Origin of the sequence: Mesorhizobium sp. M0715, assembly GCF_040320355.1 — a bacterium.
In the GTDB taxonomy this organism is placed as follows: Bacteria; Pseudomonadota; Alphaproteobacteria; order Rhizobiales; family Rhizobiaceae; genus Mesorhizobium.
The window spans coordinates 65,010-85,962 of sequence record NZ_JAMYPL010000012.1; the positions used below are offsets into that span (position 1 = coordinate 65,010).

The following is a 20,953-nucleotide window of genomic DNA, read 5'->3' on the forward strand; positions in this document are numbered from 1 at the left end:
CCAGGTCATTACAAGACGTCCAAAGCCCGCCGCAGATCGGCGATCAGGTCATCAGCGTCTTCAAGCCCCACCGAGAGACGCATGAGATCCTCGCCGACTCCATCGGCCAAATGGGCATCCTTGCGGATCGGCTGCCGAGCACGGGTGAGGCTTGCTGGATGATAGATGAGGCTGTCGGCATCGCCGAGGCTGACGGCGCGAATGATCAGGTTGAGCCGGTCCATCATCCGGCGCGCTCCTTCGTATCCAGCGTGGAGGCCAAAGGCCAACATGCCCGATCCGTTGGACATCTGTTTTCGCGCCGTCACCTGATCAGGGTGCGAGTCGAGGAACGGATAACTCACAAATGCCACCGCCGGGTGCGCTTCCAGCGCCCGAGCCACCGCAAGGGCTGTGGCGCTGTGCCGTTCCATACGCAGCGTCAGCGTCTTGAGACCGCGCAGGATTAGGAAAGCTGACAGGGGCGAGAGCGCTGCGCCGGTGATGTAGCGCAGGCCCGTTTCATGCAGCGTACGGAGCGTTTGGGCGTCGCCGAGAAGCGCCCCGCCAAGGGCATCGCCATGACCATTGATGTACTTGGTCAGCGAATGGAGCACGATGTCCGCCCCGTGCTCAAGCGGTCGCTGGAGCGCGGGCGAGGCGAAGGTGCTGTCGACTGCAACCCTTACACCGCGCGCGTGAGCGCGCTCGGCAATTGCCGCTATGTCGAGGATGCGGCTCAGCGGATTCACCGGCGTCTCGAAGAAAACCAGCCGCGTCCGCTCGGTGATCGCAGCATCGAGATTGTGGGGATTTGACAGGTCGACCGCGACGACCTTGATGCCGAAGCGGGGGACCGCCTGTTCGACCATGGCAAGCGTGTTCGCATAAAGCGTCTTGTGGACGATGAGTTCATCGCCCTGGGACAGGAGCGACAGGATCAGAGTGCCGAAGGCCGCCATCCCCGAGGCAACAACCAGCCCCGCATCGGCTCCTTCCAGATTCGCGAGCCGCTGCTCGAGGATCTCGGTCGTGGGATTGTATTCGCGCGCATAGAGCCGTCCACCAAGGGCGGCGGCGGCATCGTTTGCTGCCACGCTTTCGAACCCATAGGTTGACGTCAGGAACACTGGCGGCTGGACGGCATTGGAAAAGCCGGCCGGATCGTAGCCATGATGGATCGCCCGGGTGGCAAATCCGGGGCTGGTGCGGTTGAGCGACCCCGTGGGAGCATCGGTTTCGGATTGATGGGAGCTGGTCATTCGGCCTCTGCGATCTCTCTTGGGGTTCCGAAAGATTGACGGCAACCTGGCCAATGTGAAATATCCAGTTGGCGATGAAAGAGATGGTCCAGTCTTCAAGTGCCGGGTCTGCAGCGCGCTCGCACGCGATGGGTGCACGCCAGATATACGAAGCCCTTCGCGAGCAAATCCTCGGCGGCGTCTACGAAACCGGCAGTCAGTTGCCATCCTCCCGGGCCCTGGCAAATGACCTCGGCGTTTCGCGAACCACGGTGACGGTCGCCTATGAGCAACTGGCTGCGGAGGGTTTCATCGAAGTCCGTCAAGGCGCACGACCTCGCGTTGCGTCTTCGTTGATGGGCCATGAGACGGGCCGCACTCACGCGCAACGGGTCGGCCCGATCCACCTGTCCGCATATGGCGAGCGGCTGCGCGCGACGTCACCCTGGCCAGATTATCTGCCGACTGGGCTGAAGGTCGAGTTCCGCTATGGCGACCTCGCGCCGTCGGATTTCCCTTTATTGGTCTGGAAACGCGCGATGAACGAGGCGATGGGGCAGCGCCCGCTGCGTCTTGCCTATGACGATCCTCGCGGCTCGCGCCGGCTTCGCCAGGCGCTTCAGGGCTATCTCTGGCGCGCCCGGACCCTGAGCTGCGACCTCGACCAGATCATAGTTGTGAACGGTTCGCAGCAGGGCCTTGATCTGTGCGCGCGCCTGCTTCTCGATCCCGCCGACCGCTTCGTCATCGAGGATCCGTGCTACAGGATGGCGCGTCAGGTCTTTGCCAGTACGGGTGCCTCACCCATCCCGGTCATCGTCGACGAAGACGGGATGAGGACCGAGTTGCTGGCGGGGATCGGAGCACGACTGGCTTATGTGACGCCATCGCATCAGTTTCCGCTGGGCGGCGTCATGCCGATCGCGCGCCGCCATCAGCTTCTGAAATGGGCGCGGCACAACAACGCCTATGTGATCGAGGACGACTACGACAGCGAATATCGCTACGACATCAATCCGGTCCCTCCGCTGCACAGTCTCGAGGACCACGGGGCTGTCATCTACCTCGGCACGATCTCCAAAACGCTCTCGCCGATGCTGCGCATCGGCTACCTCGTCGTCCCGCCCGAATTGCAGGAGGTCTTCGCAACCGCCAAACAATTCGCAGACCGGCATTCGCCGGTCGCTGAACAGGAAGCGCTGGCATCGTTGATCGAGAGCGGCGGCTACGAAAGCCATGTGCGCCGTGTGCGCAGGCTGAACGGCGAGCGTCGGGAAACGTTGTTGGGCGCCCTGCAGCACAGCTTCGGGGATCGCATCACTGTCCAGGGAGCAGATGCGGGACTGCACGTCGCGGTTTGGTTCAATGACCTGCCACGATCGCGGGAAACGACCTTGGTCGAATCCGCCCGCGACGCTGGCCTGGGGCTACACCTGATCTCGCCGCTCTACGAACGGCCATCGGACCAAGGCCGCACCGATCGCGTCGGACTTGTCATGGGCTATGCCGCCTTGAGCATTCGGCAGATCGGGAAGGGCGTTGAGGTCCTGCGAGAGGTTGTCAAGCAGGTGCAAGACGCGATGCCGGCGCGGAACAACTGAGACGGGGCGACGCCGAAAGCTGGCGCTGAAAACGGTCCGAGGGCCCCCCGTATTTCTTTCCAAACAGCCAACTGGACCGGGAAAATGCCATGCAACTGGCGCTGTTGATCAGGCCAGTTTTGCAGCAGGTTTCCACGAGACGAATTTCCGAGAGCGATGATGACCTGGCGAGGAAAGCTGCTTCACGTCCATATCGCGCCTGCCGCCTCCTATGAAATGGAGGAGCTGGCGCAGGCGCAGCTTATTGCCGGCCAAGGCGTTGTCGGAGACCGCTACTACCTGGGGACGGGGACCTATTCCGCGCGTCCTGACGTTCGCGAAGTGACGCTGATCGAAGCTGAAGTCTTGGACGCCATCGCGCAGGGCGAACCCAGAATTCCGGGCTTCAAGGCCAAACTCGCACCCGAAGATCACCGGCGCAATCTGACGACACGAGGCGTTCCGCTTAGCCATCTTGTCGGCAAACGCTTCCGGGTCGGGGAAACGATTCTCAGGGCCGCCCGGATGAATGTGCCGTGCAAGTATATCGAGGAGTTGCTCGGGCTTCCGGGTCTCTACGAGGGGCTTCTGAACCGCTCCGGCCTGAACTGCACAATCGAGGTCGGGGGCGTGATCCGCCCCGGTGATCTGATCTTGCCCATCGACGAGTGAAACGCCATGGCCTCGCCGCGCATCATCATGAAGCTGACCGTGACCGCCGCCCGCAAGGAGCCGGGCGACGTGCTGGTCATCGACCTGAAACACCCACGCAAACCTGTGCTGCCGGCGTTCGAAGCGGGTTCTCACGTCGACGTCCATCTGCCTGAAGGGAAGGTGCGTCAGTATTCACTTTGCGGCGACCCGACCGAGCTTGGCCGCTACACCATCGCGGTGAAGCGCGAGAATGACGGCCGTGGCGGCTCGGCGTGGATCCACGAAACCATTGCCGTCGGCTCCACACTGCCTGTCTCCGCGCCACGCAACCATTTTGCGCTCAAGCCAGGCGAGGGGCCGACTTTGCTGCTGGCAGGGGGAATCGGGATCACCCCGATTCTGGCCATGGCGCGCGCGCTGACCCGGCAGGCCAAGCCCTTCGAGTTGCACTATTTCACCCGCAGCCGGGCGCTCACGCCACTCTTGGCGGCGATCGGGAGCGATCTTCCTGGCGGCAATGTGCGGATCCATTTCGACGACGAGCCTCAGACCCGGCAGAACATCGCCGCGCTGCTGGCGAACCGTTCGGACGACGCGCAGACATACTACTGCGGACCGCCTGGCTTCATGGCGGTTGTGGGGCGCGCGGCTCAACACTGGCCCGAGGGTACTGTTCATTTCGAAACTTTCCAGCCTCCCGAGTTTGATGGCGCGCCACCGGAACCATTCGTCATAGAACTGGCTGAGGGCAGGGTGGTTGAGGTTTCGGCTGAGACCACGGCACTGGCCGCCTTGCGTGCGGCCGGTGTGCCGTTGATGGCCTCGTGTGAGAACGGGGTGTGCGGGACCTGCGAATGCGCAATGCTGGCGGGACAGCCGATCCATCGGGATGCCGTCCTGTCCAAGGAGGCACGCGGCCACCGCTTCATCCCCTGCGTATCGCGCGCGACAGGTGTGTTGAAACTCGATCTTTGACCATTTGGGCGGGGGTCCTGTGAGACCGGCAGCTGACTTGCGGGAAACTGAATGACGAGGAAACTGGAATATCTGAACGAGATCGAGCGCTGCGTCTCCTGGCTCGCAGCCTGGACGATCCACCACGCCAACCACGTCCGCGAGGGCGATGAGATCAAGGTCGGGGGGCATCAGGCCTCGTCCGCGTCGCTGAGTACCATCATGACCGCGCTCTACGGTTCGGTCCTGCGCCCGCAGGATCGGGTGGCGGTCAAACCCCATGCGGCGCCGATCTTCCATGCACTTCAGTATCTGGCGGGCAACCAGACCCACGAAAAGCTCATGAACTTCCGCGGCTACAAGGGCGCGCAGAGCTACCCTTCGCGGACGAAGGATGTCGACGATGTCGACTTCTCGACCGGGTCGGTGGGTCTCGGCGTTGCTCAGACGCTGTTCTCGTCGCTGGTGCAGGACTACGTCTCGGGTCACGGCTGGATGAAGGAGCGTGCCGAGGGCCGAATGGTCAGCCTGATCGGCGACGCCGAGATGGATGAGGGCAACATCTACGAGGCCCTGATCGAAGGCTGGAAGCACGGGCTCAGGAACTGCTGGTGGGTGGTCGACTACAATCGCCAGTCGCTCGACGCCGTGATCCGGGAGGGCCTCTGGCAGCGTTTCGAGCAGATTTTTCGCAACTTCGGCTGGGACGTGATGGTCCTGCGCCACGGCGCTCTGCAAGAGGCTGCCTTTGCCGAGCCGGGGGGCGAGAAGCTGCTCGAGTGGATAGAGCGCTGTCCGAACCAGCTCTATTCGGCGCTGACCTTCCAAGGGGCTGCTGCCTGGCGCAAGCGGCTGCTCGACGAGATCGGAGACCAAGGGCCGGTCACCACTCTGATCGAACGCCGCTCCGACGACGAGTTGCAGGCGTTGATGACGAACCTTGGCGGGCATGACATGCCGAGCCTCCTCGAAGCCTTCGAGGCGGCGTCCAGGCATGACCGTCCCGTCTGCTTCATCTGTTACACCATCAAGGGCTACGGTCTGCCGCTTGCCGGACACAAGGACAACCACGCGGGGCAGATGACGCCCACGCAGATGGAAGACTACCGCCTGCAAATGGGCGTAAAGCGGGGTGAGGAGTGGGACAAATGGGCGGCCGCCACCTTGCCGGAAGCGGAACTTGACGCCTTCTTCGCAAAGGCGCCGTTCTTCAGTGAGGGGCGTAGGAGGCTGTCTGCGCCGTCGGTGCCGGTGCCTGAAACCCTTCCGTCACCGGGGCAGCCCGGCAAGCCGCTCTCGACCCAGATGGGGTTCGGCCAGATCCTGAACGACATCGCACGCGAGCGCAGTCTGCTTGCCGACCGCATTGTCACCACCTCGCCCGATGTGACGGTCTCGACCAATCTCGGTGGCTGGGTCAACCGGCGCGGCCTTTTCGCCCGGGAGACCATGGCGGACACCTTCAAGGCCGAACGCATTCCGTCGACCTTTACCTGGGAATTTGGGCCGAAGGGGCAGCACCTCGAGCTCGGGATCGCCGAGTCGAACCTGATGATCATGCTCGGGGCGCTCGGTCTCTCGCACTCGATCAATGGCGTGCGCCTGCTGCCGATCGGGACAGTCTATGATCCCTTCATCTACCGATCGGCCGACCAGCTAAACTACGCCTGCTATCAGGATGCGCGCTTCATGCTGGTCGCAACGCCCTCGGGCGTGACGCTAGCGCCCGAGGGCGGAGCACACCAGTCGATCGGCACCCCATTGATCGGCATGGCGCAGGATGGGCTTTGCGCCTTCGAACCGGCCTTCGTCGACGAACTGTCCGTGATCATGCGCTTTGCCTTCGATTACATGCAACGTAATGGCGAGGGGGATCCGGATGAGACGACGTGGCTGCGTGATCAGACCGGAGGATCGGTCTATCTTCGCCTGTCAACCCGGCCGCTCGAGCAGCCGCCGCGCGACATGAACCCGGCGCTCGCGCGGGACATCGTCAATGGCGCCTATTGGCTGCGTCCGCCTGGGCCCAACGCGAGTGTCGTCATTGCTTATCAAGGCGTCGTCGCGCCGGAGGCGATTGCCGCGACGGGTCTTCTGGCGGAGGACCGGCGCGATGTCGGGCTGCTCGCGATCACCTCCGCGGACCGGCTTAATGCGGGCTGGCAGGCGGCGGAACGTGCCCGGCAGCGTGGCGCGATTGGCGCCCTGAGTCATATCGAGCGGCTGCTCGCGCCGCTATCGCGTGACTGCGGCATCGTCACCGTGATCGACGGCCACCCGGCGACGCTCGCGTGGCTCGGTGGGGTTAACGGGCATCGCGTGAAGGCGCTCGGGGTCGAGCAGTTCGGCCAGACGGGGACTATTGCGGACCTATACCGTCACCACGGCCTGGACACCAACGCCATCGTACATGCGGCGCAGGCGGTCAGTGCGGGACCGGCTGTTCGCTACCGGAAGGCGCTGCCTTGACCCTGAGCGACCGGATGCTCCGTGGCTGGTACGGATCGGCTGTTTCCACGGGCGTTCCGGTTCGCTTCAAAGCGGACAGGGCCGGGACACTGTGGACGTTCTGATCGCGCTTGAGTAGCTTGTGCGACCCCCAGGGTCACCTGGGAATACGCAGGGAGGCGGCTTTTATTTAGCCTTGCGTCCAATTACGAATTCGATCCAATCCAGTCCGGAGCAAAAGCTCCGCGTCCTCCCGATTTTCGGCTTCGACGTAGCACCGCATTTCCGGGGCATTTCCGGATGGACGCAAATGCAAGACACGCTTATCCGCGAGAGTGATACGAAGTCCGTCAACATCGCTAACCTTGCTTACCACTCCAATCGACCCGACGAAGGCGGCGATGTTAGTTTCCGCTGTACGAAGGTATGTCATGAGGCGAGTGCTGCTTTCGACGGAAAAATTTTCCAAGCGATCCGCCGCCGCCGCCGGCAATTGAAAGGAACTGCCAATCTCCGACAGTGGCTGCCCACTTGTACTAACAAGGGAAAGTGCCGCGAGGATGGGGAGAAAACTGTCGCGTGTAGGTAGCGCTGGCAGTTTAGTTCCGTTCGGGTCAAAGTCCGTGCCGGTCAACAAACCACCGTTTGCTTCGAAACCAACCACGCGCTCGTGACCCGACGCAACCAAATCGAGCATGGCAGCAATAACAAATGGCGATCCAACCTTGGTACGCACGACTTTAAAAGAACCTGCGGTCTCGATGCCAGAGTTTGATGTGACCGGCGTGACGACTGCCTTCGCTTGCAGGAAGTTCGCCGTAATCAGGCCTAACAAATCACCGCGAAGGGGGTCTCCGTGGTCGTCAGCTACCAGTGGGCGGTCACCATCGCCATCTGCCGAGACGACCGCATCAAGCCGATGCTCTTTGGCCCAGAGCTTGAACTGTTGAGCAGTCTCGTCAGAGACCGCTTCAGTGTCGACAGGAATGAAACCTTCCGAACGTCCCAGGGTTACGACCGTCGCACAGTGATATGAGAGAATGTCAACCAAGAGATCGCGCGCGACTGTGCTGTGCTGATATACGCCCACCGTTAAGCCCTTTAGAGCATTAATCTCCATAAGCTTTCGATTGCGCGCCATGAAAAAGGCCTTGCATTCGGCCTCCCGGTGCTGCCGACTTGCAACAGCACCTTCAAGGGCGTATCCGCGCTTCTCCAACTGCAAGGCGATGCGCGTTATCTCCCGCTCATCACCCTTGTCGATCTCACCGTCGGGTCGATAGAATTTTATTCCATTACGGTCGGCCGGAATGTGCGAGCCTGTGATCATCAAACAACCACTCTTACGCGCCTGAGCATACAGTGCCAGGGCAGGGGTGGGGACTGCGCCGCAATCGACCACGATGAAGCCGAGCGCGGACAGTGCCGCCGCACAGACGGCGGCGATGGCCGGACTCGAGGCGCGAAAGTCGCGCCCTATGAGTATCTCGTCGCCAATTCTGGCCAGGCCGGATTCCAGCAGGAATGTCGCGAATGCCGTTGCATATAGGGCAGAGGCGGCTCCTGCCAATTCTGTCGCCAGGCCCCGTAATCCACTTGTTCCGAATTTCATACCAAATCCGACGTTGCGGGTTTTGAAGGTAACATGCTCAAACTTTGGCTCGTCCGGAATGCCCATCGACAGATCCCTCGGACGAGAACAAGAAGTACATTCGGTTACCGTAGACGCGTTCGGTTATCGACGGTTACCCTTGTGAGGATTGACGCAGTCGGCGTCGGCGTGGGCAGCGCACCGTGACCTTCACGGCGACGAGGTTGGAGCGGATGGGGTCCGGGTCCGGCAGGGCTCCTCGCGGCTGGCTCACATGAGCGCTATCGCCATCGAGTGATTGTCTCAGTCTACATTAGCTCTGGGTCCCGAAAGCGCGTACAGGCCTGAGACGCAGCAAATCCTCTTATCTATCGCCGTTCGGTGTAGCTCCCGTTCAGAAATGCATGATAGACACTCTCGATGCCTTCCATGAGAGTGATCTTTGCTGCCCATCCCAAAGTGCGCAGCTTGTCGACGCTCATCAGCTTTCGCGGTGTACCGTCAGGTCTAGAGTGATCATGCGCGATCTCCCCAGTAAATCCGACTACACGGCAGATCATTCTAGTCAGCTCTAGGATCGTGATGTCCTGTCCGCAGCCGAGATTGACGTGATCATGGTCAGAGTAGTTCTTCAGGAGGAAGACTAATGCGTCGGCGCAGTCGTCGACGTGCATGAATTCCCGACGTGGTGTGCCCGTGCCCCAGATGGTGATTTGCTTATCACTTATGAGCTTAGCTTCATGCGCTTTCCGGATCAGCGCTGGGATGACGTGGCTTGACTGCAAGTCATAATTGTCGCCTGGCCCGTAGAGATTCGTCGGCATAGCGGAGATGTAGTCGCGGCCATATTGCTGGCGATAGGCTTGAGCCATTTTGATGCCGGTGATCTTGGCGACGGCGTAGCATTCGTTGGTGCGCTCTAGTGGCCCGGTCAAAAGCGCGCTTTCAGGAATGGGCTGTGGTGCCATCTTCGGATAGATGCAAGACGAGCCGAGGAAGAGGACGCGGTCGACATTGTTTTCGTGGGCTGCCGCGAAGATATTGGCCTCGATCATCAGATTGTCGTAAAGAAAGTCGACCGGATAGGTGGCGTTCGCGAGAATACCACCTACCTTTGCCGCCGCCATAATGATAGCGTCCGGTTTCATCACTGCCACGAAGTTTTCAACCTCGGTCTGTCGCTTGAGGTCTAGCTCTCCCCGAGGGGCGGCCACAACTTTGCAGTCTTCAGACGCGAGTCGGCGTACAACAGCGCTGCCCACCATACCTTTGTGGCCAGCGACCCACACGGTTTTTCCGTTCAGATCATACATTACGCTTCCTTCATGACTACAGATGTCTGCATGACCTTCAGGTCTTCGCGTACCATTTCCGCAGCAAGCTCGCGCACGGATGTCTCATGCACCCAGCCGAGCTTCTCCTTCGCCTTGGTAGCGTCACCCAGGAGAAGATCGACTTCCGTGGGGCGGAAGTAGCGTGGGTCCACTTGGACTAGGCATCTGCCGCTCGCTACATCATAGCCCTTTTCGCCGACACCCTTGCCACGCCATTCGATCTCGACGCCGATATCTTCGAAAGCCCACTCGACGAATTGGCGGACAGGAGTCGTTTTGCCCGTAGCCAGCACGTAATCATCCGGTTGATCCTGCTGTATCATCATCCACATACCTCGCACGTACTCACGCGCATGGCCCCAATCGCGTTGAGCATCGAGATTGCCGAGATAAAGCTTGTCCTGCTTGCCCAGGTAGATAGCAGCAGCAGCGCGGCTGATCTTGCGCGTCACAAAAGTTTCGCCACGAAGGGGGCTTTCGTGATTAAAAAGAATGCCGTTGGAAGCGTGCATACCATAGCCCTCGCGATAATTGACGACCATCCAGTAGGCGTAGAGCTTGGCGGCGGCGTAAGGGCTGCGCGGATAAAAGGGCGTCGTTTCGTTCTGCGGTACGGACTGCACGAGGCCGTATAGCTCCGAAGTCGAGGCTTGATAGAAGCGGGTCTTGTCCGTCAGACCGAGGAGGCGAATCGCCTCAAGAAGTCGCAATGTACCGATACCGTCCGCGTTTGCTGTGTACTCAGGTGTTTCGAACGACACCTGCACATGGCTCTGAGCAGCCAAGTTGTAAATTTCGTCTGGCTGAGATTCCTGAACCACGCGGATGAGGTTAGTCGAATCAGTGAGGTCACCGTAATGCAAGATCAGGCGCGGATCGGATTCGTGCGGGTCTTGGTAGAGGTCTTCGATACGACCCGTGTTGAAGGAAGAGGAACGTCGCTTAATCCCATGAACGATGTAGCCTTTTTTGAGAAGAAGACGGGCAAGATAGGCACCATCCTGTCCAGTTATGCCCGTAATAAGAGCAACTTTTCTGCTATCGCCCATTCTATTCCTGCTCTATTAAAGTTTAAAGTTTCGGCTCCGGCTCGCCACGCCGACACAATGTGCGGCCAGCCCCGTGCGCTATGGAGCACTTCGACAGATGCGGCGCGAAGCTCGTCATTGACAGTCCGCCAGCCGAGCACACCTCTTGCTTGGATCACAGCAAAATAGAGTTGCGCCGCTAACCTGTCGGCTTCGTACATGCGGTCTGAGTGCCGCTCAGCTCACGCCGTGAGCGACATGTACTCCCAGCACCTTGCAGCTGATTTGCTCATCCATCAGTGAGTGAGGACGCCTTTCTTTCTTGCTTCAGCGTCTTCTAATGGGAATTGTTTGGATCAGTGAAATCGATTGTTTGGATAAAGTGCATCCACAGAATGGATGGTCTGACCGAGCAGCGGGGGCGCATCGCCGGCCCGGAGTCGTAGGCGCGAGCTTCCGTTCGGGGCGAGGACAACGTTCGTGGCCGCGAGCCCTCACCACAGCATCCGTCACAGGTCGTGCAGAACTTTGGGAGCAGACTGCAGCTTCTGTCGATCAGCTGGTTCCAGGCGCGTCGAGCTGTCGACCTCATCTCGCCCGGACCGGTTGCTGTATGCAGCCTTGCACCCTTGGCGTATGGCGTCGACGGAACGATTTGCTCCGGCAGGCAGTGTCGCAGCGTTTCCCGGCTGTTTCGGCTCTATTGGCGGGCCCGCGTCAGCCGAGCCCCTTCTCATGCATCCAACACATGGATGGCCGGCATCCACTCAATAGATTTTACATATGCCGCGGAGGCCCAGTAGAGAAGGCTGAACGGGAAGCGAGGGCATCGGCTTCAAGCTGTGCGAGCGTCACGGGATTAGTGGGCAGTGCTGAGTGAGCTCTTCTGCCCTATGGCCCGGCCTCTGCCAAGCGCCCGGCGTCAGGGTCTACGTGTCGACTAAGGATACCAAACCGGGCAACCTCCTCTCTGAACGAGATTTCCGATAATGCATGTTAGTGGATTGGAAAAGCGCCGGTTCGTCGTCTCTCGGAGGCGTACGGGGTTCGGTGATTGTCTGTGGTCATTGGCGGCCGCTTGGCGCTACGCGCAGCGGTCGGGACGAACTCTAGTCATCGACTGGCGGGGGGCCTGCTACCTCGACCAACCCTTCACAAATGCGTTTCCGGTGTTCTTCCAGCCGATCAATGACATCGCTGGCGTGCCGGCTATTTCCGACGACCGGATCAACGACGTTTCCTTCCCTGGTCCATTCTTCCCGGAGTGGTGGAACAGGCCGGCGATCGAGTGCCTTTACCGGCCAGATGAGCAGATTTTCCAAGAGCGCGATGAGTTGGGCGAGCTCTTTCAGGCCGAACACGATGTCGAAGCGAACACAGTAGTGTGTGACGCTTGTCTGATGTGGCGGTGCGATGAGGATGCAGAGCGGCAGGTGTTCCAGAGTGTCAAGCCTCGGCCAGAAATTCAAGCCCGCATAGATGCCATTTATCAGGAATGTTTTGAGGGGCACAGCATCATCGGGATTCATGTTCGGCACGGTAACGGTGAAGACATCATGGAGCATGCGCCCTACTGGGCCGATCCGGAGCTCGCCGTTCGGCAAGTGTGCGCTGCAATTGACAAGGCTAAGGCGTTACCGCACCCCAGGCCTGTGCGGCTGTTCTTATGCACGGACAGCGCGCGGATACTGGATCTTCTGTCGGCCAGGTTTCCCGATCTGCTCACTGTCCCGAAGCACTTCGGATCCAATCAAGGTGGCCCATTACACACTGCAGCACTCGGGATTGACGGCGGAATTTCCGCCCTCGTTGAGATGTATCTTCTCGGGCGCTGCGATACCGTAATTCGGTTTCCCCCGACGAGCGCCTTTACACGATATGCACGCCTTTTCGCACCACGGGTAATTGAATTCGATCTGAAAGAGCCAAGTCGTTTGACTTTGATAGAAGGCAGCCAAGTCTCTGATCTCAGTTAAGACCCGCCACCTGCGCAATTCGGCAGACGCAACCAAAGGCATAGTTGAATGCGCATTTCTCACCGACGCCAGTGGAGGCGTCGTACATTACCGATAGCGTCGTCATCTGACGCCGCCTGCAACGCGCCAGAACTTCGCTGTTACGCGGGGGCCGCAGACAAGCCAGAGCGACGGCGATCGTGACGCTGACGCTCGAAAGAACGCGGGCGATCACTCCAGAGACGAAATTGAGGTTGGTTATGAAAGTCATTCCCGTGATCATCAGCGGCGGAGCCGGATCGCGGCTATGGCCCGCCTCAAGGCAATCGCACCCCAAACCTTTCCTCAAAGTGGCGGATGGATATTCTCTCATTCAGCAGACTGTGCTGCGCGCCGCTTCGATAGAAGGTGTCGTGGAACTCGTCGCTGTGACATCCGGGGACCACCTCTTCCTGACCAAGGACGAATTTGACGAACTGGATTCCGTGGTCCTGCCACGCACCTTTCTGCTCGAGCCCGAAGCTCGGGATACGGCCGCCGCCGTGGCTGCAGCCGCGATCCATGCGAGGGCAACGCAAGGCCCTGACGCGATCCTGTGCGTCTTCCCGGCCGATCACCTGATTAGCAACCTGCCTGCGTTTCTAGACGTCATGGGCCTGGCCATGGAACATGCGAAGCTCGGGCGGATCGCCACATTGGGCGTCACCCCAACCAGACCGGACACCGCATTCGGCTACATCGAAGCAGATGGTGAGAACGTCGTCCGTTTCGTTGAAAAACCGGATCTGGAGACAGCCAAAGCCTATGTCGCGTCTCAACGCTTCTTCTGGAACGCCGGCATCTTCTGCTTCAGTGCGCAAACCATGCTCGACGAGATGGTTTTGCATTGTCCCGAGGTGCTCCAGGCCGTCGCCGACAGCTATGAGAACGGCCGCGCCAGTCAATGCCAAGGCTTTGCCAAAATCGAACTCGCGCCTGAGCATTTCGGTTCCGCGCCGCGAATCTCGCTCGACCACGCTGTCATGGAGAAGACTAACAAACTTGCCGTGATTCCCTGCGACATGGATTGGAACGACATCGGGTCTTGGAACGCAATGGCCGATTTGATCGCCCCCGACGAAAGCGGGAACAGGATACGCGGCGATGTGCACATGGTCGACACGACCGGCTCCTATGTGAGCTCCGACAAGCGCGTCATCGGCACGGTGGGCGTAAGCGATCTGGTGATCGTGGATTCCCCGGACGCTTTGCTTGTCACATCCCGCGACCGCGTTCAGGACGTTAAGAAGCTCTTCGAGAGCCTCAAGGCTTCGGGACATGAAGCTCATCTGGTCCATAGCACGGTACACCGGCCCTGGGGTTCCTATACGGTTTTGGAGGAAGGCGAGCGCTTCAAGATCAAACGCATCGAGGTGAAGCCCGGTCGCCAGTTGAGCCTGCAGATGCACTATCATCGCTCGGAGCACTGGGTCGTGGTCAGCGGCTCCGCCAAGATCGTCAATGGCGAGCAGGAGTTGTTCCTGAGGACAAACGAATCTACTTACATCCCCTGCGGCCATAAGCATCGGCTCGAGAACCCAGGCAGAATTGACCTGGTGATCATTGAAGTGCAGAGCGGCGATTATCTCGCCGAGGATGATATCGTTCGCTTCGACGACGAATATGGTCGAACGTAGATAACAGTACAAAAAAAGTTAAACGACGAGGCGTCGCTCAAGGATCTCTGTCGTGGGTTCTGGGCCTGACATTGGCAAGCAGCGGGCCGAGGGTGTCATGGTATCCGCCCCGCATTCTCATGAGGCACTCGATCGTGGTCGAAAACATCGGTGAGCGCTTGACAGCGCGCCGTCCGCGGTAACGAAGACTTCAGATCTTTTTAGGCGGACCCGTTGCTCAGCTGTTCAACGGCACAGCCGTATTTCAGCCTGTAGGCGGCAACGAAATCCTCATCGCTGCAGATGCAGCGGCCGCTGGAATCTTTGGCTTTCGGATCATGGAGGTAAGAACCAAGGGGGCGCAGTAGATTCACGCGAGTGCTGGTCGTCGGACTCATCGGAAAACCCGCACTATGCTTGACCAGGTCTGCGGCAAGCATGATCCCGGCAAGCGCTGATTGAAAGGCCATCGGAACCACGGTTCGAACGAGACGACTTCCATCGCTAAGCTGGAACACCAGACCGCCGCAGATAGCCTGCTGATAAAAGGAACGGAGGGGCTGGCCAACAAACGCGGCGAGCGGCCCAAACGGCACAGCCATCGCCGTAGCCACTCGAGCTACGAACTCATTGGGGACTCCGGTATTGGTCTGCAGGAGCGTTTTTACCTCATCGTGTGTTTCCGGCATTCCGAGTTCCTCCGCGACCAGTTGGTGTTCGTCCTTGGATTTCCCGGTCGGCATGTACATGCAGCAAAGGCAAGCCTGGCCGTCATCGAAACCATGCCGCGAGATGCCTAGATCTTGCTCCTGAGTCCAGGCGTTCGCGATCCATCGGGGCAGAGCACCTTGGACAGCTAGACGGTCGGCGGCGGTGTCAAGCGCCACACCCACTCGGTCGAATACCCAGTCGCCCCGGCGCGCAACATATTCTGCCCACTTCATAGTCGCCTCGACTTCAAGGGCGGTGGACCGAAGGGCGTTGGTTGCAAGGGCCGCCTTAGAGAGGCCGACCTCCGCCTGACCTGCCAACACGTAGCGCTGCAGGTTTGAGAGTTCGATAGCTTCGTGGCTGGCGATCTATCAGTTGCGGCATTGTCCCGGCAGCCGCCTGAGGTTCGCCTGTGTCGTGTCACCTGCAAATTCGAACAAAGTCAGGACAACGACTTTGACAAATCTTAGAATCGGCGGATGATGCCCACTCAACTTACCAGTGATTCACGTCTAGTTTGGATGCTGTGGCCCTACGAACGGATTGACGGCCGTTTAGGCTTTACCAGCTTCACCATTCAACAATTGATGGGATAGAAGTCATGGCCAAAGACTCTGCGCTTCTGTCTGAGCTGCATAAACTCATCGGGCAACGGATGGAGGCTGGCCAGATCGCGCAGCCAAGCGAAATCGTTGAGGAGATATTCAAAAGTAAACCTCTGACAGGCCCGCATGCCGACTTCTACAGAGCATTTGCCAAGAAAGAACTTGTGGGTGTCGTTACACGTATGTTGAAGCGCGTGGGCATGAGCGACGATCCTGCGTCCCCTCAGATGGTCCTTCCTGGCCATACTCGCTTAGTCAAATCGTATCCTGTGCTTCGGAACGGCGAACGGTCTCTGGTTCCAATAGGCCTCTGCACAACGGAAGAACTTTCTGACCACGTCTCGCTTCTTCGAAAGCAGGCAAAGGGCTGCGAAAACCACGCTGCAGAATTGGTTGAGTACCTTGCCACCAAAACCACCCGGGCGAAAATTGAAGCGCAAATCGAGAGGTCTAAAAGAACCGTAGCCGAACCGGCATGATAGCCTCGCTATTTCCACCATTTCTTCACCTACTTCAGAATACGCCGAAGTAGTGCCTGACCAGATTAGCGGAATTAAACCGTTTGAGATATCGTGGTCCCTGCGTTGGGGGGCACTTCTGATATGGATGTTTACGTCGAAGGAAAGGGGCCAGAGGGTGAAGCTGGGAGGCCTTTCCGAATATCGCTTGAGCCGAGCTATAGACATCGCGACGCGCTCAGGCTGCTTTTCATCTTGGTTGCGGGAAGTGAAGATGTCGACAGGCCTACAGAGGAGGTCGTGAGCGTTTTTCGAGCTGAGAAGCGCTTGATGGCAATGGACTTCCTCGTCCGTTATCCTGACTATTTGGGTGACGCCCTGCTGGATCTCTATGAGGAGACCCGCGAACCCGAACTGCTAGAGGCAGTTCAGCGCATCTTCATCAACGACGAGCCTTCCATCAGACTGGTGCGGATGGTCCGCTGGCGGCACGGCGCCTATCAGAACGTCGAGGACGCCCTTGCAATGCTGAGCTACTACGGCTTAGCGAGACCGATGCAACTCGCCGGTGACGACGGCAGAATTCGTCGGTACGAGTACCTTATATTACCAAAGGCGATCTCGTTTCTGGAAAAGTGCGTTCAGGATTACCCGGAGTTGGCGTGGTATCGCGACCGATTAGCGTTGGTAATGCGAGTCGCCAGCGGCAAGAGCGGCTCCGCCCTAAAGGAATGGCAGTATGAGCACCCGCAATATGGAAGCACCATCCAGGGCGACGTGATACCGACTATCCAAGAGCAGGTCGAACAGCGTCTGACCAAATTCGCCGGATTGGAACCATGAGCAAGGAACGGATCATCGAGTCGACCGAGTACGGCTGGATAAGAGCCATAGCCGAGGATAGCACCAGTCCGGAGTCGGATGTTCGAAGCGCGTTGCTCAAGTATGGCATTCGCGCGCAGACTACTCCGCCGCGCGCCAAGAGCCTTCGCTTCGACGGCATCAAGTTGACGGGTGTTCGAGCCGAATCCGAGCGCGACGGACCGTTTCATCTGTCCTGGTCAGACCTAGGGATCGGCATCTGGGCCGTGATGTCCGAGCGCAATCTGCGAGGAAAGTCATCCATCCTGCACCTACTCAACGCAGCTATCCGCGGCGACTTTCCCGGTCGGGTGAAGCCCGACGTTTGGAAGTGGCTGGAAACCATCGAAGTCCGGTATTGTGTCGATGAAGTCCTGCATCGCATGGAGCTGCGCAAGCCTGCCGGCGAGGAGAAGGCGGCGGAGGGCAAGGCCACGCTGAGCCGGAGTGTCAGCGACGGTCAGTGGATCACGCTCTATGAAGGTGACGCTGGAGACGGGCTGAAGTCTCAGACCGAGCACCTGATGATGGAAGAACTAGATTTCCCGGTGATTTATGCCCACAACAAGAATACCGGCGGTCATCCCCATGGCTGGCCTCTGATAGCTTCGACGTTCTTCCTGTCGAGTTCTACTGAGCCGAAGGCACTGTTCGGCGATCTGCCCATAGACGGGCTCCCGCTTCGCCTGCTCCAACTGTTCATAGGGTTGCCGTGGGTCTCTACCTATAGTGCTGCGTTAACCGCGCAGAAGCAGCTCGAGCAGGCACTGGCCGATAGGCCGAACCATTCTGGCGTGAGCGTAGTGCTCGATAGCAGGCTTATCGAGGTTGAGGGCCAACTCGCCAAAGCGAAGGAGGCTCGTGGCACCGATGACCGCGGCGCAAAAAGGCTGGAACTGGCGCGCCTCGATGAGGAGACCGTGACCGATAGGAAGGTGGTCGAGACCGCTCGAATAGCCTTAGAGACGGACACGGCGACCGTCGCGGCCGTCACAGTCAGCTACGACGACGCGCGGCGAAGGCTCAAGCAGCTCGAGGACGAGCGGTCGGCAGGATACTCGTTCCGTCAGCTCAACCCGACTTGCTGCCCTGCCTGCGAGGCAGCGTTCGAGGAGGCCGCGCCTGCGGTTCAGCACGCAGACCACAACACCTGCGCCTTGTGCAAGAACGACTTGCCGGTCCACGAAAACGATCTGGATAGCGATCGCATCCAGTACGCGCAGACCCTGGTTGAGGAACTGGCTTCGTCGCTCCAGATCGCCAAAGCCAAGTTCAAAGCCAGCGAGAAGACAGCAAGGGAGGCGACCGAACGCCTCCGCACCGGAATGAACAGGATGCGAAACCTTCAGGACGCCATCTCAACGTTGCCGACCGACCCCGAACTCATCGTTGTGCAGTTGGAGGCCCGGGCCGAGCAGCTTCGGGAACTGGTCGCCTCACTGCAATCGCCTGCCAACGACGACACCGAGACGCAGAGCGAACTCAAGATCCTTCGTGCCGCTACTGACGCCAGTAAGACGCTGATGACCTCTATGCAGTCGGACGTTCTGACAGAGATCGCTGATTCGGTGATGTCCCTCACGAAGAAGTTCGGTGTTTCCCACATCACCAGCATGCACCTCGACGGCGGTGGGAGGCTGAAGGTCCACCAAGGCGGCGCCGATATCTATTTCAGCAACCTTACGATGGGCGAGAAATTGCGCATTAAGATCGCGACCTCGCTGGCGGCTGTGGAGGTGGCCAAGCGTCGCGGGCATGGCCGGCATCCAGGCTTGCTGATTATCGACTCGCCTGCGTCGGAAGAGGTCGTGAACGAGGACTTCGAGCAGATGCTGGACAGCGTTGCCTCTGCTGCGAAGGACATCGGAGGCGTTCAGATCATTCTCGGCACCATTGCTCGCAGCGCGGTGGAGGCGGTTGTGTCTATTGATCATCGGCTACACGCTAAGGGGGATAAGTACCTCTTCTGAGTGGTCGGCGATGGAAGACAGATTCGAGCTCCTGACGACGGAAGGCACGCCCATCCTAGACCCGGGAACGGCTCAAGAGAACGAATTGCTGGCCGCGATTGAGGCCCTGCCTTCCGAAACCGCGCGCGCAGACGCGTTCTGCTGGATGACCCGCTGGGTGACCGCGGCCGCCGTTCAGCGCGCGCTGCTGCGGATACTCGAGCGAGAGGATGACGCCACCTCTGTTGCGGAAATGGTCGACTGCCTCGACGAACTGCCCACAATACCGCAGGCTCTCGGGCGCAGTGCGTGGGAAATCTTCCGCCGCCGTTTCGAGCCCCGGTCTGAACATAGCTGGATGCGATCGCAGGCGTTGCGCGGCGCGCTTGTCGTAGTGCAGGGCGACCACAGTTTGGTCAGGCGCCTGCAGTCGTATCTTCTGGACGTCACGACAGACGACGACGGGGCCTATCTGCGTCACGTCGCCAAGGTCACGGGCACCATTCTGCGTCGATACCCCGATGACGACTTCCGAGACCTTCTCTCCAACCTGGCGCATGTGGGCGAGGCAGCAGACGAAGCTACCCTTGAGCTCGGACTTGATCGCTTGCAAGACGGGTTGCTGGCCAGAACGCAGGACGCGCTCATGTCAGCCTTGACGGCGGCGCAGGGTTGGTTTCGCCGTTCCCTGGCGGCGAGCGAAGGACGTTCGGATGCTGCGCTGTATGATATCTGTACGTCTGTTCTGATCGATGTGCAGAACAGAGGACTGCACTCCGATCTTGCGCTGGATTTGCCTAAACTTCGCAGGGCAGCCATCGAGTACTCAGCCTTTGCCGTCGATCGCCACTCCGCCCAGTCATGGCTCGGGGCGCCATCGCGCGAGCGTTTTCACTGGCTGTCGATGGCCACGAAGTTAGCCATGGCTGCTCACACGTTCACAAAGGACACCTGGCTGCAAGCGGCCATTGTGATCGAGGACGAGTTGCTATCGATCTTTTTTGCGAGTGAGAGCGTGTTCTCTCGATCCGATGGCCACGGCGCCGATATTCTCGGACGAAAGGCACTCGTCCAATCGCTGCAGAAGCGGCGATACTATCTGCAGACCTTAAATCAATGGCTCGCCGAGAACGTTGATAGCGATCTCGCTCAGAATGTCGGACAACTACGCGACACGGTGCAACATTCACTGGCCGGAGCTATCCATCGCAGCCCTTTTGACGAATCGACTGAAGGCTGGCTGGTCGATATCCTCAAGAAAGCCGGCCTCGACGCAGCTACAGCCACCATGACCGCAGCGCAGTTCGACGTGGGGATAGATCGCAATCGGCAAGTGGCAGAGCTGTGGGCCGCCGTTATTGAGAAGCTCTCGGACAATCCCGATTACCAGCGCGACCATCCCCGAGCGCTGCTGGAACACATGTGTACGCTCATTGTGCGTTTTCTCGATTTTCGCGCCAACGTTGGCAGGAGTACCGACCCGTCTGCTGAGTACGTGTTTCGGCGCGGCGCCGATCTGCCGGTCGAACACGACCTTCAACTAGATTTCCTGAAGTTCCTCACGATGTCGGACGCACCGTCGTTCCGAGCCGAAGCCCGTGACTCCGGTGGCGGTCGCGCTGACATCGCTCTCGAATATCGTGGCGTCAAGTCGATCGTGGAGGTGAAGAGGGACGACAACGTGCTCAACAATGCGGAACTTGCGGAGCGGTATGCCGGCCAGGCGACGGGCTATCTGACGACCGGTGTCTGTTTCGGTTTCCTACTGGTGCTAGATCTCACGGATCGGAAAGGCCATCAACCGCACATTTCCGAACAGATCAGTGTGGAGCAAAAGGTGCCGGATGGATCTAAGGTAAAATACCATATTGTGGTGGCCAGAATTCAAGCCAATCGCAAGACGCCGCATGAACTGCGGTAATGTTAGCTTTCCTTTGACGCGTACCGATA

15 protein-coding genes are annotated in these 20,953 nt (G+C 59.3%); 10 read left to right on the forward strand and 5 right to left on the reverse strand.

The genetic code is table 11. The features are described from left to right. Positions 1–8 precede the first annotated feature (8 nt). Positions 9–1,241, reverse strand: coding sequence for a trans-sulfuration enzyme family protein (locus NKI21_RS16475; protein ID WP_352866324.1), 1,233 nt, complete (start codon positions 1,239–1,241; stop codon positions 9–11). A gap of 74 nt (positions 1,242–1,315) precedes the next feature. On the opposite strand from NKI21_RS16475, the gene pdxR reads away from it, so the two are divergent. The 4 genes from pdxR (at position 1,316) to NKI21_RS16495 (ending at position 6,877) form a co-directional block, all read left to right on the forward strand. Next, a complete protein-coding gene (pdxR, locus tag NKI21_RS16480; RefSeq protein ID WP_352866446.1) occupies positions 1,316–2,821 on the forward strand; it encodes a MocR-like pyridoxine biosynthesis transcription factor PdxR in 1,506 nt (501 codons plus the stop codon). Positions 2,822–2,980: 159 nt separating this feature from the next. Continuing rightward, positions 2,981–3,472, forward strand: coding sequence for an MOSC domain-containing protein (locus NKI21_RS16485; RefSeq protein WP_023704114.1), 492 nt, complete (start codon positions 2,981–2,983; stop codon positions 3,470–3,472). Positions 3,473–3,478: 6 nt separating this feature from the next. Further along, the gene (locus NKI21_RS16490; protein ID WP_023697831.1) at positions 3,479–4,429 is read left to right on the forward strand and encodes a PDR/VanB family oxidoreductase; all 951 of its coding nucleotides are present in this window, start codon (positions 3,479–3,481) and stop codon (positions 4,427–4,429) included. 51 nt (positions 4,430–4,480) lie between these two features. Further along, positions 4,481–6,877, forward strand: a complete 2,397-nt coding sequence (locus NKI21_RS16495; RefSeq protein WP_352866327.1) for a transketolase — start codon at positions 4,481–4,483, stop codon at positions 6,875–6,877. Positions 6,878–7,046: 169 nt separating this feature from the next. On the opposite strand, the gene NKI21_RS16500 is transcribed toward NKI21_RS16495, so the two are convergent. From NKI21_RS16500 to gmd, 3 genes are all read right to left on the reverse strand, one after another. Continuing rightward, positions 7,047–8,468, reverse strand: a complete 1,422-nt coding sequence (locus tag NKI21_RS16500) for a phosphomannomutase (RefSeq protein WP_352866449.1) — start codon at positions 8,466–8,468, stop codon at positions 7,047–7,049. 347 nt (positions 8,469–8,815) lie between these two features. After that, positions 8,816–9,760, reverse strand: a complete 945-nt coding sequence (gene fcl / locus NKI21_RS16505; protein ID WP_023689384.1) for a GDP-L-fucose synthase — start codon at positions 9,758–9,760, stop codon at positions 8,816–8,818. Continuing rightward, positions 9,760–10,830: a GDP-mannose 4,6-dehydratase gene (gene gmd / locus NKI21_RS16510; protein ID WP_023692482.1), complete on the reverse strand. Its 1,071-nt coding sequence runs from the start codon at positions 10,828–10,830 to the stop codon at positions 9,760–9,762. The genes fcl and gmd overlap by 1 nt, the downstream gene beginning before the upstream one ends. 968 nt (positions 10,831–11,798) lie before the next feature. Between gmd and NKI21_RS16515 the strand changes: the two genes are divergently transcribed. Together NKI21_RS16515 and NKI21_RS16520 are read left to right on the forward strand one after the other, a co-directional pair. After that, complete coding sequence (locus tag NKI21_RS16515) at positions 11,799–12,785, forward strand: nodulation protein NodZ (RefSeq protein ID WP_352553813.1); 987 nt, start codon at positions 11,799–11,801, stop codon at positions 12,783–12,785. A gap of 239 nt (positions 12,786–13,024) precedes the next feature. Then, positions 13,025–14,440: a mannose-1-phosphate guanylyltransferase/mannose-6-phosphate isomerase gene (locus NKI21_RS16520; RefSeq protein ID WP_352866452.1), complete on the forward strand. Its 1,416-nt coding sequence runs from the start codon at positions 13,025–13,027 to the stop codon at positions 14,438–14,440. Positions 14,441–14,640: 200 nt separating this feature from the next. Here NKI21_RS16520 and NKI21_RS16525 read toward each other — a convergent pair whose 3' ends face one another. Next, positions 14,641–15,363 carry a hypothetical protein gene (locus NKI21_RS16525; protein WP_352866330.1) on the reverse strand — a complete coding sequence of 241 codons (723 nt, stop codon included), beginning with the start codon at positions 15,361–15,363 and terminating at the stop codon, positions 14,641–14,643. 368 nt (positions 15,364–15,731) lie between these two features. Between NKI21_RS16525 and NKI21_RS16530 the strand changes: the two genes are divergently transcribed. The 4 genes from NKI21_RS16530 (at position 15,732) to NKI21_RS16545 (ending at position 20,924) form a co-directional block, all read left to right on the forward strand. After that, on the forward strand, positions 15,732–16,214 hold the full coding sequence (locus NKI21_RS16530; protein ID WP_352866333.1) for a hypothetical protein: 483 nt from the start codon (positions 15,732–15,734) through the stop codon (positions 16,212–16,214). Positions 16,215–16,523: 309 nt separating this feature from the next. Continuing rightward, the gene (locus NKI21_RS16535; RefSeq protein ID WP_352866336.1) at positions 16,524–17,036 is read left to right on the forward strand and encodes a hypothetical protein; all 513 of its coding nucleotides are present in this window, start codon (positions 16,524–16,526) and stop codon (positions 17,034–17,036) included. Further along, the gene (locus NKI21_RS16540; RefSeq protein ID WP_352866338.1) at positions 17,033–19,024 is read left to right on the forward strand and encodes a coiled-coil domain-containing protein; all 1,992 of its coding nucleotides are present in this window, start codon (positions 17,033–17,035) and stop codon (positions 19,022–19,024) included. Before NKI21_RS16535 ends, NKI21_RS16540 begins: the two co-directional genes overlap by 4 nt. 10 nt (positions 19,025–19,034) lie before the next feature. Further along, entirely contained in the window at positions 19,035–20,924 is a 1,890-nt protein-coding gene (locus tag NKI21_RS16545; protein WP_352866341.1) for a hypothetical protein, read from the forward strand. Positions 20,925–20,953: the final 29 nt, after the last annotated feature.